This window comes from Streptomyces sp. NPDC006458 (genome assembly GCF_040612135.1).
Classification (GTDB): Bacteria; Actinomycetota; Actinomycetes; order Streptomycetales; family Streptomycetaceae; genus Streptomyces.
The window spans coordinates 192988-206758 of record NZ_JBEXPR010000017.1; the positions used below are offsets into that span (position 1 = coordinate 192988).

Below are 13771 nucleotides of genomic sequence, written 5' to 3' on the forward strand. Positions count from 1 at the left end.
TCGCGGGGCGCCCTTCTCGCGTCCCGGCCTAGGACGCCATCCAGCGGTCGGGCCGCGCGGCCCGGCGGCCGGTGCGGGACCGCTCGGCCTGTCCGTGCAGCAGCAGTTCGGCCTCCTGAGCGTCCCGCAGCCGCGCCGTGACGCTGTTGCCGGCCCCCGTGTCCACGTGTACGTCGGCGAGCCGCCACAGGCGCTGCCAGGGCCCCTGGGTGAGCCGTACGCTCTGCACCTTCGCGTGCGGTACGAGGGCGAGGCTGTGGCTCAGCAGCCCGTGCCGGGCGGCGAACACCGCGTCGGTGACCAGGAGTCCCTGTCCGCGCCACCACAGCGGCACGCACCGGCCCGCGCGGCGCGGCGGCCGCGACAGCGCCGCGTACGGCGGCACGGTCACTCCCGGCAGTACACGGGCGACGAGCGGCTCGGCGACCTCGCGCGGGGCGACCGGCAGCAGCACGGAGTTGGACGACCCGGCGACGTCGAGCTCCACGCGCACCCACCCGCGCCGGCGCCACAGCAGTGGCTCGACGATCCGTACGCTCTGCACCCGGCCCGGCGGCACCGTCTCGTGGGCGCGGTCCAGCAGTCCGCGGTCGATGCGCAGCCCGTCCGGGGACTCGGCGACCGTCCAGTCGTAGTCGGCGACGAACCGTCCCACGCTGCTCGCGCCCGCCGCGCCCAGCAGGGGCAGCGCGGTCGCGAGGACCGTCCACACGTTGTGGGTGGCCAGCCACAGCAGCGGCGGTACGACGAGCGCGGCGGTCAGGGTGCCCCAGGTCGCCCCGGTCAGCAGCAGCGAGACGGCGAGCACGCCGGGGGGCGTGCGCAGCAGCTCGCGCGCCGGAGCCTCGCCGACCTCGCGTGCCGTCTCCGGCGCGAACCCGGCGGCGCGCGCCAGCAGTTCCGCGCGCAGGGCGCGCGCGTCACGCTCCCCGAGAAAGGCCAGTTCGTCCTTGTTGCCGGCGCCCACGACGTCGAGTCTGAGTTTCGCCACGCCCGCGATCCGGGCGAGCAGCGGCCGGGTCACGTCGATGGCCTGGATGCGTTCCAGCCGGATGTGCGCGGTGCGCCGGAAGACCAGGCCGGTCCGGATGCGCAGTTCGCTGTCGGTGACCGCGAAGTGGGTGTACCACCAGGTCAGGAAGCCGTAGAGGGAGGCTGTGGGGATGACCACGGCGAGGGCGATCAGCAGCGTCGTGGTGGTCAGCTGCTCCAACTGGTGCTGCGTCTGGCCCGGATCGTGCACCGCCCAGCCGGCGATCACGGCGAAGGGCGCCCAGGCCCGCCGCAGCGGCGTGACGGGATGCAGCCGCCGCTCGGGGAGTGCGGCTTCGGGGAGCGCCGGGTGTTCGGACACTGCGGCCTCGGGGCGTGCGCCCCGTCCGGGCCCGGATCCCTCCGGCCATGCGCTCTCGTCGGTGCCCGGCGCGGTCACAGCCCCGCCGATCGGGCCTCGCCCAGCTCGGTGAGCCGGTCCCGCAGCCGCTCCGCCTCGGCCGGGTCGAGACCGGGGATGGCGGCGTCGGTCGCGGCGGCCGCGGTGTGCAGCTGGACGCTGGCCAGCCCGAAGTGCCGTTCGACGGGCCCGGAGGTCACCTCGACCAGTTGCATACGGCCGTACGGCACGACCGTGACCTTGCGCCACATCACGCCCCGGCTGATCAGCAGGTCGTCGGCGCGCTCGGCGTAGCGCCAGGACCGCCAGTTGCGGCCGGTCAGTACCCAGCCCCAGACCAGGAGTGCCAGCGGGAACAGGGCGAACGCCGCCCAGGGCGGTCCGGCGAGCAGCCCGAACAGCAGGCCCAGACCCAGGGCCGGGATTCCCAGCCACACCACCAGCAGCATCCGCCGCATCCGCAGCAGTCCCGGTGGCAGTGCCGTCCACACAGGCTCGGCCTCGCGCAGTGGTGCGTTCTCCCGGCTCCCCGTCTCCATACGGTCAGCCTACGTAGGAGAGACTGTGTCCATGACTCCTCAGACGGAGACCATGGTCGGAATCGGCGGCGCCGCGGAGAGCACCGACATGGTGCTCAACATCGGCCCCCAGCACCCGTCGACGCATGGTGTGCTGCGACTCAAGCTCGTCCTGGACGGCGAGCGCATCACGAGTGCGGAGCCGGTGATCGGCTATATGCACCGCGGCGCGGAGAAGCTGTTCGAGGCGCGCGACTACCGCCAGATCATCATGCTGGCCAACCGCCACGACTGGCTGTCGGCGTTCTCCAACGAGCTGGGCGTCGTCCTCGCGGTCGAGCGGATGCTCGGCATGGAGGTGCCCGAGCGCGCGGTGTGGACCCGCACCCTGCTGGCGGAGCTGAACCGGGTGCTCAACCACCTGATGTTCCTCGGCTCCTACCCGCTGGAGCTGGGCGGCATCACGCCGGTGTTCTACGCGTTCCGGGAGCGCGAGGTCCTCCAGAACGTCATGGAGGAGGTCTCCGGCGGGCGTATGCACTACATGTTCAACCGCGTCGGCGGCCTGAAGGAGGACCTGCCCGCGGGCTGGGCCACCCGCGCGCGTGGCGCGGTCGCCGCCGTGCGCTCGCGCATGGACGTCTTCGACGACCTGGTGCTCGGCAACGAGATCTTCCGGGGGCGCACGCGGGGCGTCGGCGCGCTCACTCCGCAGGCCGTGCACGCCTACGGGGTGAGCGGTCCGATCGCGCGCGCCTCCGGTGTCGACTTCGACCTGCGCCGCGACGAGCCGTACCTGGCGTACACCGAGCTCCAGGACACCCTGAAGGTGGTCACCCGCGAGGAGGGCGACTGCCTCGCCCGGTTCGAGTGCCTGCTGGCGCAGACCCACAATGCCCTCGACCTCGCGGACGCCTGCCTGGACCGGCTCGCCGAGCTGGCGCCCGGCCCGATCAACCAGCGGCTGCCGAAGGTCCTGAAGGCGCCCGAGGGGCACACCTACGCGTGGACCGAGAACCCGCTCGGCATCAACGGCTACTACCTCGTCAGCAAGGGCGAGAAGACGCCGTACCGGCTGAAGCTGCGCTCGGCCTCGTACAACAACATCCAGGTGCTGACCGAGCTGCTGCCGGGCACGCTGGTGGCGGACATGGTGGCGATCCTGGGGTCGATGTTCTTCGTGGTCGGAGACATCGACAAGTGATCGACGAGTAGGGGCCATCGACCGGCAGGGGCGACCGGCAGGGGGCGGCGGGCCAGGAGGCCGGGCGGGTCGCCTCGCCGAGCCGGTGTCAGGCGCCGAGCCGGCGTCGGGCGGCGGACCAGGCCACCAGGCCACCAGGCCACCAGGCCACCAGGCCACCAGGCCACCAGGCCGTCGGGCGGCGGACCAGGCCACCAGGCCGTCGAGCGGCGGACGAGGCCGTCAGGCGGTCGCCTCGGCGAGCGGGTCCGGGATGCCGACCGGCTGGACCAGCCAGCCGAAGTCTCCGAAGCCGCCCGGCGCGGTGAGCTCCGCGGCCTCCCCGGCGCTCGCGAGGGCGCGTACGTACTCCGCGGGGCTTGAGGAGGCGAGCGCGAGTGAGGGGCGCGCGCCGGTGACACCGAGCACGCGCAGAGCCGCACGCTGGGTGGTCACATGCCCGCCGGGGAGCGCGCACGCGTCCAGGGCCACGTGGGCCGTGACATCGCACGACCCGTCCGGCACGGGCGCCGTCTCGCGCCCCTCCCGGAAGCCGGTGAGCGTCCCGAACAAGGGGCGCGCGTCGGCGGTGTGCGCGTAGTCGACGGCCACCGCGAGCCCACGCCGCAGGCGCGCGACCGCTGCCGCCCAGGCCGTGTCCCGGGGCAGCCCGATCTCCGCCCGCCACCCCTCCTCGCCCGGCAGCGCCCACCACCGCGCCAGCCACCGGGCCTCCGCGCCCGCGACCGGCTCCCCGAGCCGCTCGGTCCCGTCCCGGCGTACGAGGACCAGCCGGGGCACGCCCGCGGAGTCCACCTCGGCGATCTCGACGGGGACGTTGTCCAGCCACTCGTTGGCGAACAGCAACCCGGTGACGTCCTCGGGCGGCTCGGCGCGCCACTCGATCCGGGGATCCAGGCCCCGCGGGCGCGCGGCGATCTCGACGGCGTGCACGCGCGCGCGTGCGGCCACCTCGGCGGGCAGCGCGGCGGCCACCCCCGCGGCCAGCTCGCCCCGGCCCGCGGCCATGTCGACGAAGTCCAGCCGGTCCGGGTACCCCAGCGCCTCATCGACCCGGCACAGCAGCCGGGCCACGGCCCGCGCGAACAGCGGCGAGGCGTGCACGGAGGTCCGGAAGTGCCCGGCGGGCCCCTCCGGGCGGCGGTAGAAGCCCTGCGGCCCGTACAGCGCGTGCTGCGCGGCCGCCCGCCACCCGAGCCACTCGGCGGCCCACCCGGAGTCCGGGCTCCCGCCCGCCTGCCCGCCCCGCGTCTCCCGCCGCACCTCGTCGTTCACGACGCAAGGCTAAACGCACAGGGGAACGAGGCCTCCACCTTGCGGAGTATGCGCGGCGGGCACGGATCGGCCCTCCGGTTGACCCCGGCGCACATTCCGCTTCCCTACTCTGGGTTACGTGCAGCGCCTCTATGACTTCCTCCGCAGGCACCCGACCGGGGTCGACACCTTCTGGGCGATCGTCCTGTTCGGGCTCTCTGTGGCGGGCGGAGCGGTCGAGCAGACCGACGGGACCGACGAGCTCTGGCTCGTCGTACCCGTGACGCTGCTGCTGTGCGCCACGGTCGCGCTGCGCCGCCGGATGCCGGAGAACATGCTGGTCCTGGCCGCGGTCGTCGGTGTCGCACAGCTCGTGCTGAACGTGTCGACCATGCTCGCCGACTTCGCGCTGCTGGTGATCGTCTACACCGTGGCCGCCACCGGCGCGAGCTGGGCCCGCCGCTTCGGCCTGGCTGCGGGGCTGCTCGCGGCGCCGCTGGCGCAGATGCGCTGGCCCGACTCCGAGGCGAGCGCGCTGGGCAACGTGGCGATCGCGGTCTTCCAGACCGTGCCGTTCGCGCTCGCCTGGGTGCTCGGCGACTCGCTGCGCACCCGCCGCGCGTACTTCGCGCAGCTGGAGGAGCGAGCGGCCCGGCTGGAGAAGGAGCGCGAGGCGCAGGCGAAGGTCGCGGTCGCCGCCGAACGCGCGCGGATCGCGCGCGAGCTGCACGACGTCGTCGCGCACAACGTCTCGGTGATGGTCGTCCAGGCCGACGGCGCCGCCTACGTCCTCGACGCCGCGCCCGACCAGGCGAAGAAGGCCCTGGAGACCATCTCCTCCACCGGCCGCCAGGCCCTCGCCGAGATGCGCCGTCTGCTGGGCGTGCTGCGCACCGGCGAGCACCAGGAGGCCGGGGAGTACGTGCCGCAGCCCGACGTCGAGCAGATCGAGGAGCTCGTCGAGCAGTGCCGCGGCTCCGGGCTGCCCGTCGACTTCAAGATCGAGGGCACCCCGCGCCCGCTGCCCAGCGGCGTCGAGCTGACGGCGTACCGCATCGTGCAGGAGGCGCTCACCAACACCCGCAAGCACGGCGGCCCGAACGCCGGTGCGAGCGTGCGCCTGGTCTACTTCGACGACGGCCTCGGCCTGCTCGTCGAGGACGACGGCAAGGGCGCCCCGCACGAGCTGTACGAGGACGGCGGCGTGGACGGCCGGGGCCACGGCCTGATCGGCATGCGCGAGCGGGTCGGCATGGTCGGCGGCACCCTGGACGCCGGCCCGCGGCCGGGCGGAGGATTCCGCATCAGCGCCCTGCTGCCGCTCAGACCAGCGCACTGAGACCTGTCGTACGCCCCGTGGCCCACACCCGTAGGACCCCGCCGACACCCGCAAGACGGAAGAGGACCCGATGACGATCCGCGTGATGCTCGTCGACGACCAGGTGCTGCTGCGCACCGGATTCCGGATGGTGCTCGCCGCACAGCCGGACATGGACGTCGTCGCGGAGGCGGGCGACGGCGTCGAGGCCCTCCAGGTGCTGCGCTCGACCGACGTCGACGTGGTGCTGATGGACGTCCGCATGCCGAAGCTGGACGGCGTCGAGACCACCCGGCGCATCTGCTCCGAGCCCAACCCGCCGAAGGTGCTGATCCTGACCACCTTCGACCTCGACGAGTACGCCTTCTCCGGGCTGAAGGCGGGCGCGTCCGGCTTCATGCTCAAGGACGTGCCGCCCGGCGAACTCCTCGCCGCCATCCGCTCCGTGCACAGCGGCGACGCGGTCGTGGCCCCCTCCACCACCCGCCGGCTGCTGGACCGGTTCGCCCCGATGCTGCCCACGGGCGGGCGCGAGCTCCAGCACAAGGAGTTGGAGCGGCTCACCGACCGCGAGCGCGAGGTCATGCTCCTTGTCGCGCAGGGACTGTCCAACGGCGAGATCGCGGCCCGCCTCGTGCTGTCCGAGGCGACCGTGAAGACGCACGTCGGACGCATCCTCACCAAGCTCGGCCTGCGCGACCGCGTCCAGGTGGTCGTGCTGGCCTACGAGACGGGGCTGGTGCGGGCTGGCGGACACGGCTGACGTAGGCCCGCCGCCCCGGTACCGTCTGCGCATGCTCCTGTGGATCAACGGCCCCTTCGGGGGAGGCAAGACACAGACCGCTCACGAGATACAGCGCCGGCTGCCGGGCAGCGTCATCTGCGACCCCGAGCACGCCGGGTTCGGTCTGCGCCGCATGCTCCCGCCCGGACTGCGGGGGGACTTCCAGGAGCTGGCGTCCTGGCGGACCGGCGTCGTCGAGGTCCTCGACCTCGCCCTGACCAAGCACGACGGGGTGGTGATCGCGCCGATGACGGTCACCGACCCCGACTGCTTCGCCGAGACCGTCGGCCGCCTGCGCGAACTCGGCCACCCCGTGCACCACTTCACGCTGCTCGCCCAGCGCGAGACCGTGCTGAAGCGGCTGCGCGAGCGCGGCCTCGGCCATCTGCTCCGGTACGTCGCCGGGAAGGACGCGGGCCTGCGCCGGGAGAGCTGGGCCGTCTCCCGGCTCGACCACTGCCTGGAGCGGCTGAGCGAGCCGGAGTTCGCCGAGCATCTGTGGACCGACCACACGACCGTGCCCAAGACCGCCGACCGCATCGCCGTCCTGGCCGGGCTGACGCTGCGGCCCAACAGCGAGGGCGCGCTGCGGACACGGGTGCGTCAGGCCCGGGTGGGGCTGCGGCACATCCGCATCGACTGAGCCCGAGCGGCCCGTCCTGCGGCCAGGAGATCCGAACAGCGGCCCCGGGGCCTGTCCGGCGGCCTAGCGGAGGATGCCCTCCAGGAAGTCGCTGCCCAGCCGGGCCACCACCGTGACGTCCAGCTGGTGCAGTACGTATCGCCCGCGTCTGCGCGTGGTGACCAGCCCCGCCTTCTTCAGCACCCCGAGGTGCCGGGATATCTCGGGCGCGGTCATGCCGTGGACCTGCGCCAGATCGCTGGTGGTGTACGCGCTGCGGGCCAGATGACGGCACAGGCGCATCCGCACGGGGTGGGACAGCGCGGTCATCCGCAGGGTGAGCTCCTCCACCGAGGGCGGCGAGGACAGCTCGGGCGAGCCGACGGGGTAGTGCAGCACCGGCTGCCACCCCGTGCGGTGCAGCACCGACAGATGGGGCCGGCCGAGACTGGTCGGCATCAGCAGCAGACCGTCGGGTCCGGCCGCCGTACGCCCTTCGAGCACCTTGTCCACGACGATCCGGCCGCCGGGCTCGTCACGCATCCCGCTCATGCACCTGCGGGTGCGCCAGCCCGTGCAGGGCGACCGTGGTGCTGCCGGTGCGGCCCGCCCAGCAGCGCAGGGCCACCTGCTGGGCCATCGTGCCCGTGGGGAAGAACGCCGCCGCCTCCAGCCCCAGCAGCCCGGCGACCCGCTCCTCCAGGGACTCCACGATCCGGTTGCCGTACATGTCCGCGGGCTCGTCCAGGTCATGGCTCTCGGCCCCCGCCTCCTGGAGCCACGCCAGCCGCTCGCGGACCGACATCCCGAACCCCGCGCGGGACAGCACCCTGCGCGCCTTGCGGTGCGCCGCGCCGCGCCGCTCGCGCAAGCCCTCCGGCCCCGATCGGGTGTCCTGTCCGCCCTCGTGCTCCGCCACGTCGCTCATGCCCCGGATCATGCCGTCACCCGCGGCGGCACGGCACCGGGATCTGCCCGGCCCGCCGTCCCCGTGTCGATCCTCGGGCAACCTCACGAAGACCGCGTGGGGAAACCCACAGCCTGTGGATGACCGAAGACCCCTCGAACCGATCGCGTTAACATGACGAGAAATCGTCCGGTACCGAGAGCGGACTGGAACGGGAAGGCCACCGTCGCGTGAGTACAGTCCAACAGCCAGACCCCAAGGACCGCCCCGCACGGCTCACCGTCGGCGTCGTCGGCGCCGGCCGGGTGGGCCCCGCGCTCGCCGCGTCCCTCCAGCTCGCCGGGCACCGGCCCGTCGCCGTCTCCGCCGTCTCCGACGCCTCCCGCCGCCGCGCGGCCGAGTTGCTGCCCGACGTGCCGGTCATGCCGCCCGCCGAGGTGCTCCAGCGATCCGACCTGGTGCTGCTCACCGTCCCCGACGACACCCTGCCCGGCCTGGTGCAGGGCCTCGCCGAAACCGGCGCCGTCCGCCCCGGCCAGCTCCTCGTGCACACCTCCGGCCGCTACGGCGCCAGGGTGCTCGACCCCGCCACGCGCGCGGGCGCCCTGCCGCTGGCCCTGCACCCGGCGATGACCTTCACCGGCACACCCGTCGACGTGCAGCGACTGGCCGGCTGCTCCTTCGGCGTCACCGCCCCCGACGAGCTGCGGCTGGCCGCCGAGGCCCTGGTGATCGAGATGGGCGGCGAGCCGGAGTGGATCGCCGAGGAGAACCGCCCGCTCTACCACGCGGCCCTCGCCCTGGGCGCCAACCACCTGGTCACCCTGGTCGCCCAGTCCATGGAGCTGCTGCGCACCGCCGGGGTCGCGGCCCCCGACCGGATGCTCGGACCGCTCCTCGGCGCCGCCCTCGACAACGCCCTGCGCTCCGGCGACGCCGCCCTGACCGGGCCCGTCGCGCGCGGGGACGCGGGCACGGTCGCCGCCCACGTCACCGAGCTGCGCAAGCACGCGCCGCAGACCGTGGCCGGCTATCTGGCCATGGCCCGCGCCACCGCCGACCGGGCGCTGGCCGGCGGACTGCTGAAGCCGGAACTCGCCGAGGACCTGCTCGGCGTACTCGCCACCGAGGCCAAGAGCTACGGCGCCGAAGGAGACGCCCGATGACCACCACCCTGCTGCGCACCGCCGAGGAACTGTCCGCACGCGCGCGTGGCGGCCGCCGCGCCGTCGTGATGACCATGGGCGCCCTGCACGAGGGCCACGCCACGCTCATCCGCACCGCCCGCCGGGCCGCCGGGCCGGACGGCGAGGTCGTGGTCACCGTCTTCGTCAACCCGCTCCAGTTCGGCCAGGGAGAGGACCTCGACCGCTACCCGCGCACCCTGGACGCCGACCTGAAGATCTCCGAGCAGGCCGGCGCGGACGTCGTCCTCGCACCCGCCGTCGAGGAGGTCTACCCCGGCGGAGAGCCCCAGGTGCGGATCAGCGCGGGCCCCATGGGCGAACGCCTGGAGGGCGCCTCCCGGCCCGGCCACTTCGACGGCATGCTCACCGTCGTCGCCAAGCTGCTCCACCTCACCCGGCCCGACCTCGCCCTCTTCGGCCAGAAGGACGCCCAGCAGCTCGCCCTCATCCGGCGCATGGTCCGCGACCTGAACTTCGGCATGGAGATCGTCGGCGTGCCGACCGTGCGCGAGGACGACGGCCTCGCGCTGTCCAGCCGCAACCGCTACCTCTCCGCCTCCGAGCGCCGTACCGCGCTCGCCCTGTCCCGCGCGCTGTTCGCTGGCCGGGACCGGCACGCCGCGCAGGAGGCGCTGCGCGCCCGGGCCCTGGCAGTGCCCGCCCCGCCCGCCCGCGCGGAGGCGCTCAGCGCCCTCGGGGAGTCCCGTGCGGCCGCCGACGCGCACGCCGTCGCCCAGGCCGTGCCCGGCGCGGCCGCCGCCGTCCGCCAGGCTGCCCGCCTGGTCCTGGACGAGGCCGCCCGCCAGATTCCGCCGCTGACCCTCGACTACCTCGCCCTCGTCGACCCCGCCGACTTCACCGAGATCGACGACGACTTCACCGGCGAGGCCGTCCTCGCCGTCGCCGCCCGGGTCGGCACGACCCGGCTGATCGACAATCTCCCCCTCACCTTCGGAGCCGCCTCGTGAGCAGCACAGGCATACGACTGCACACGCCCGCGCCGGGCTGGTCGATCGACGCGGACGTGGTCGTGGTGGGCTCCGGCGTCGCGGGCCTGACCGCGGCCCTGCGCTGCCAGGCCGCGGGCCTGACCACCGTCGTGGTCACCAAGGCCCGCCTGGACGACGGCTCCACCCGCTGGGCGCAGGGCGGCATCGCCGCGGCCCTCGGCGAGGGCGACACCCCCGAGCAGCACCTGGACGACACCCTCGTCGCGGGCGCCGGGCTGTGCGACGAGGAGGCCGTGCGCATCCTCGTCACCGAGGGCCCCGACGCCGTGCACCGGCTGATCGCCACCGGCGCCGAGTTCGACACCGACGACGAGGGCGGCATCGAGCTCGCCCGCGAGGGCGGCCACCACCGCCGCCGCATCGCCCACGCGGGCGGCGACGCGACCGGAGCGGAGATCTCCCGCGCGCTCGTGGAGGCGGTACGCGCGCGTGGTCTGCGCACGATCGAGAACGCGCTCGTCCTCGACCTGCTCACCGACGCCGACGGCCGGACCGCCGGAGTCACCCTGCACGTCATGGGCGAGGGCCAGCACGACGGCGTGGGCGCCGTCCACGCGCCCGCGGTCGTCCTCGCCACCGGCGGCATGGGCCAGGTCTTCTCCGCCACCACCAACCCGTCCGTCTCCACCGGCGACGGCGTCGCCCTCGCGCTGCGCGCGGGCGCCGAGGTCTCCGACCTGGAGTTCGTCCAGTTCCACCCGACCGTGCTGTTCCTCGGCCCCGACGCGGAGGGCCAGCAGCCGCTCGTCTCCGAAGCCGTACGCGGCGAAGGCGCCCACCTCGTCGACGCCGACGGCGTGCGCTTCATGGTCGGGCAGCACGAACTGGCCGAGCTGGCGCCCCGCGACATCGTCGCCAAGGGCATCATGCGCCGCATGCAGGAGCAGGACGCCGAGCACATGTTCCTCGACGCCCGGCACTTCGGCGCCGACATGTGGGAGCACCGCTTCCCGACGATCCTCGCCGCCTGCCGCGCGAACGGCATCGATCCCGTCACCGCTCCCATTCCGATCGCCCCGGCCGCCCACTACGCCTCCGGCGGCGTACGCACCGACCCCCAGGGCCGCACCACCGTGCCCGGCCTGTACGCGTGCGGCGAGGTCGCCTGCACCGGCGTGCACGGCGCCAACCGGCTCGCCTCCAACTCCCTGCTGGAGGGCCTGGTCTACGCCGAGCGCATCGCCGGCGACATCACCGCCCGCCACGCCGAGGACCGGCTCCTCGCGCGCGTGCCGGAACCCGTCCCCTACCCGGGCATCCCGGCCCACCCCCTCCAGGCCGCCGAGGCCCGGTTCACCATCCAGCGGATCATGACCGCCGGCGCGGGCGTCCTGCGCTCCGCCGACTCCCTCGACCAGGCCGCCGAGCAGCTCCAGCGGCTGCACTCCGAGGCCCGGGACGCCCTCGACGAGAACGGCAAGACCGCCGAACCAGGCGTCGACACGTGGGAGGCCACCAACCTTCTGTGCGTCGCCCGCGTCCTGGTCGCCGCCGCCCGGCTGCGCGAGGAGACCCGCGGCTGCCACTGGCGCGAGGACCGGGCCGACCGGGACGACACGGCCTGGCGCCGCCATATCGTCGTACGGCTCAATCCGGACCGCACGCTCGCCGTGCACACCACCGACACCGCAGACTTTCCCCCGACCCGGCAGCCCCAGCCCCCTCAGGAGCAGTGACAGAAGTGAGCGACACCGACCTTCCCCTCGCCCAAGAAGGCGGCTGCGGCGACGGCTGCGCCTGCGGCGCCGACGAGGAGTACCCGGAGAGCGGGCTCGACCCCGCCCTCGCGCAGCTGCTGGCCGACAGCGGGCTCGACCCGCTGGAGGTCGAGGACATCGCCAACGTGGCGATCCAGGAGGACCTGGCCGGCGGCGTCGACGTGACCACCGTCGCCACCATCCCCGAGGACGCCGTCGCCACCGCCGACTTCGTCGCCCGTGAGGCCGGCGTCGTCGCCGGCCTGCGCGTCGCCGAGGCGGTCGTCTCGGTCGTCGCCACCGACGAGTTCGAGGTCGAGCGGCACGTCGAGGACGGTGACCGGGTGGAGGCCGGGCAGAAGCTGCTGTCCGTCACCACCCGCACCCGCGACCTGCTCACCGCCGAGCGCAGCGCGCTCAACCTGATGTGCCGTCTGTCGGGCATCGCCACCGCCACGCACGCGTGGGCGGACGCCCTGGAGGGCACCGGCGCCCGGGTGCGCGACACCCGTAAGACCACGCCCGGTCTGCGCTCCCTGGAGAAGTTCGCCGTGCGCTGCGGCGGGGGCGTCAACCACCGCATGTCCCTGTCGGACGCCGCGCTCGTCAAGGACAACCACGTCGTCGCCGCCGGTGGCGTCGCCCAGGCCTTCAAGGCCGTGCGCGAGGCCTTCCCCGAGGTGCCGATCGAGGTCGAGGTCGACACCCTGCACCAGCTGCGCGAGGTCGTCGACGCGGGGGCCGACCTGATCCTGCTCGACAACTTCACGCCCGGTGAGTGCGAGGAGGCCGTCGCCATCGTCGCCGGGCGCGCCGCGCTGGAGGCCTCGGGGCGGCTGACCCTGGCCGACGCCCGTGCCTACGCGGAGACCGGCGTGGACTTCCTCGCCGTCGGGGCGCTCACGCACTCGTCGCCGATCCTCGACATCGGCCTCGACCTGCGCGCGGCGGAGTAAGGGAGCGGTAATCAGCCATGCTGCTGACGATCGACGTGGGTAACACGCACACCGTGCTCGGTCTGTTCGACGGGGAGGACATCGTCGAGCACTGGCGGATCTCGACGGACGCGCGCCGTACCGCCGACGAGATGGCGGTGCTGCTCCAGGGACTGATGGGCATGCACCCGCTGCTCGGCGAGGAGCTCGGGGACGGCATCGACGGGATCGCCATCTGCGCGACCGTGCCGTCGGTTCTGCACGAGCTGCGGGAGGTCACGCGGCGGTACTACGGGGACGTGCCCGCGGTGCTGGTGGAGCCCGGAGTGAAGACGGGTGTGCCGATCCTCACCGACAACCCCAAGGAGGTCGGCGCGGACCGGATCATCAACGCGGTCGCGGCCGTGGAGCTGTACGGGGGGCCGGCGATCGTCGTCGACTTCGGTACGGCCACGACGTTCGACGCGGTGAGCGCGCGGGGGGAGTACGTCGGCGGGGTCATCGCGCCCGGCATCGAGATCTCCGTGGAGGCGCTCGGGGTGAAGGGGGCGCAGCTTCGGAAGATCGAGGTGGCGCGGCCGCGGAGTGTCATCGGCAAGAACACGGTCGAGGCCATGCAGGCGGGGATCGTGTACGGGTTCGCCGGGCAGGTCGACGGGGTGGTCGGCCGGATGGCGCGGGAGCTGGCGGAAGATCCGGACGATGTGACGGTCATCGCCACGGGTGGGCTGGCGCCGATGGTGCTCGGTGAGTCGCATGTCATCGACGAGCACGAGCCGTGGTTGACGTTGGTCGGGCTGCGGTTGGTGTACGCGCGGAACGTGTCGCGGATGTGAGGTGTGTGCCCGCGGCGGCCTGCTTGTGTTCGGTGGGGGTTGTTGTGGCGCGTTGTGTGGGTGGGGGTGCGGGGCCGGGGCGGGGGGTGTCCGTCCTCGGTCCGCC

At 73.7% G+C, this 13771-nt stretch carries 12 protein-coding genes and 2 pseudogenes; 9 read left to right on the forward strand and 5 right to left on the reverse strand.

Annotated features, from left to right (window positions below; all coding sequences use genetic code 11):
• Positions 1-28: 28 nt before the first annotated feature.
• Both ABZZ79_RS23790 and ABZZ79_RS23795 read right to left on the reverse strand, forming a co-directional pair.
• Positions 29-1354, reverse strand: a complete 1326-nt coding sequence (locus tag ABZZ79_RS23790; RefSeq protein WP_356691739.1) for a PH domain-containing protein — start codon at positions 1352-1354, stop codon at positions 29-31.
• 74 nt (positions 1355-1428) lie between these two features.
• Complete coding sequence (locus ABZZ79_RS23795) at positions 1429-1932, reverse strand: PH domain-containing protein (RefSeq protein ID WP_356691741.1); 504 nt, start codon at positions 1930-1932, stop codon at positions 1429-1431.
• 31 nt (positions 1933-1963) lie between these two features.
• Here ABZZ79_RS23795 and ABZZ79_RS23800 point away from each other — a divergent pair, with 31 nt between their 5' ends.
• A complete protein-coding gene (locus tag ABZZ79_RS23800) occupies positions 1964-3115 on the forward strand; it encodes an NADH-quinone oxidoreductase subunit D (protein ID WP_356691743.1) in 1152 nt (383 codons plus the stop codon).
• Positions 3116-3337: 222 nt separating this feature from the next.
• Here the strand turns inward: ABZZ79_RS23800 and ABZZ79_RS23805 are convergent, their stop codons facing one another.
• On the reverse strand, positions 3338-4282 hold the full coding sequence (locus tag ABZZ79_RS23805) for an SAM-dependent methyltransferase (RefSeq protein WP_356691787.1): 945 nt from the start codon (positions 4280-4282) through the stop codon (positions 3338-3340).
• A 226-nt stretch (positions 4283-4508) separates the two neighbouring features.
• Between ABZZ79_RS23805 and ABZZ79_RS23810 the strand changes: the two genes are divergently transcribed.
• The 3 genes from ABZZ79_RS23810 (at position 4509) to ABZZ79_RS23820 (ending at position 7114) form a co-directional block, all read left to right on the forward strand.
• Positions 4509-5708, forward strand: coding sequence for a sensor histidine kinase (locus tag ABZZ79_RS23810; protein ID WP_356691745.1), 1200 nt, complete (start codon positions 4509-4511; stop codon positions 5706-5708).
• Positions 5709-5778: 70 nt separating this feature from the next.
• Positions 5779-6450, forward strand: coding sequence for a response regulator transcription factor (locus ABZZ79_RS23815; protein WP_356691747.1), 672 nt, complete (start codon positions 5779-5781; stop codon positions 6448-6450).
• A gap of 31 nt (positions 6451-6481) precedes the next feature.
• Positions 6482-7114 (forward strand): AAA family ATPase, encoded by a 633-nt coding sequence (locus tag ABZZ79_RS23820; protein ID WP_356691749.1) that lies wholly within the window; start codon positions 6482-6484, stop codon positions 7112-7114.
• 63 nt (positions 7115-7177) lie between these two features.
• Here ABZZ79_RS23820 and ABZZ79_RS23825 read toward each other — a convergent pair.
• Both ABZZ79_RS23825 and ABZZ79_RS23830 read right to left on the reverse strand, forming a co-directional pair.
• A pseudogene (locus ABZZ79_RS23825) lies at positions 7178-7630 on the reverse strand (metalloregulator ArsR/SmtB family transcription factor); the annotation flags it as partial.
• Position 7631: 1 nt separating this feature from the next.
• Positions 7632-8021 (reverse strand): annotated as a pseudogene (locus ABZZ79_RS23830) (beta-eliminating lyase-related protein); the annotation flags it as partial.
• Between the two features lie 209 nt (positions 8022-8230).
• Here ABZZ79_RS23830 and ABZZ79_RS23835 point away from each other — a divergent pair.
• From ABZZ79_RS23835 to ABZZ79_RS23855, 5 genes are read left to right on the forward strand one after another with little or no spacing between them, the layout of a single operon-like run.
• Complete coding sequence (locus ABZZ79_RS23835) at positions 8231-9166, forward strand: DUF2520 domain-containing protein (protein WP_356691751.1); 936 nt, start codon at positions 8231-8233, stop codon at positions 9164-9166.
• Positions 9163-10155, forward strand: a complete 993-nt coding sequence (gene panC / locus ABZZ79_RS23840) for a pantoate--beta-alanine ligase (RefSeq protein ID WP_356691753.1) — start codon at positions 9163-9165, stop codon at positions 10153-10155. The genes ABZZ79_RS23835 and panC overlap by 4 nt, the downstream gene beginning before the upstream one ends.
• Positions 10152-11873: an L-aspartate oxidase gene (locus ABZZ79_RS23845; RefSeq protein ID WP_356691755.1), complete on the forward strand. Its 1722-nt coding sequence runs from the start codon at positions 10152-10154 to the stop codon at positions 11871-11873. The genes panC and ABZZ79_RS23845 overlap by 4 nt, the downstream gene beginning before the upstream one ends.
• 5 nt (positions 11874-11878) lie before the next feature.
• Positions 11879-12850 carry a carboxylating nicotinate-nucleotide diphosphorylase gene (nadC, locus tag ABZZ79_RS23850; protein WP_356691757.1) on the forward strand — a complete coding sequence of 324 codons (972 nt, stop codon included), beginning with the start codon at positions 11879-11881 and terminating at the stop codon, positions 12848-12850.
• Positions 12851-12867: 17 nt separating this feature from the next.
• Entirely contained in the window at positions 12868-13665 is a 798-nt protein-coding gene (locus ABZZ79_RS23855; RefSeq protein WP_356691759.1) for a type III pantothenate kinase, read from the forward strand.
• Positions 13666-13771: the final 106 nt, after the last annotated feature.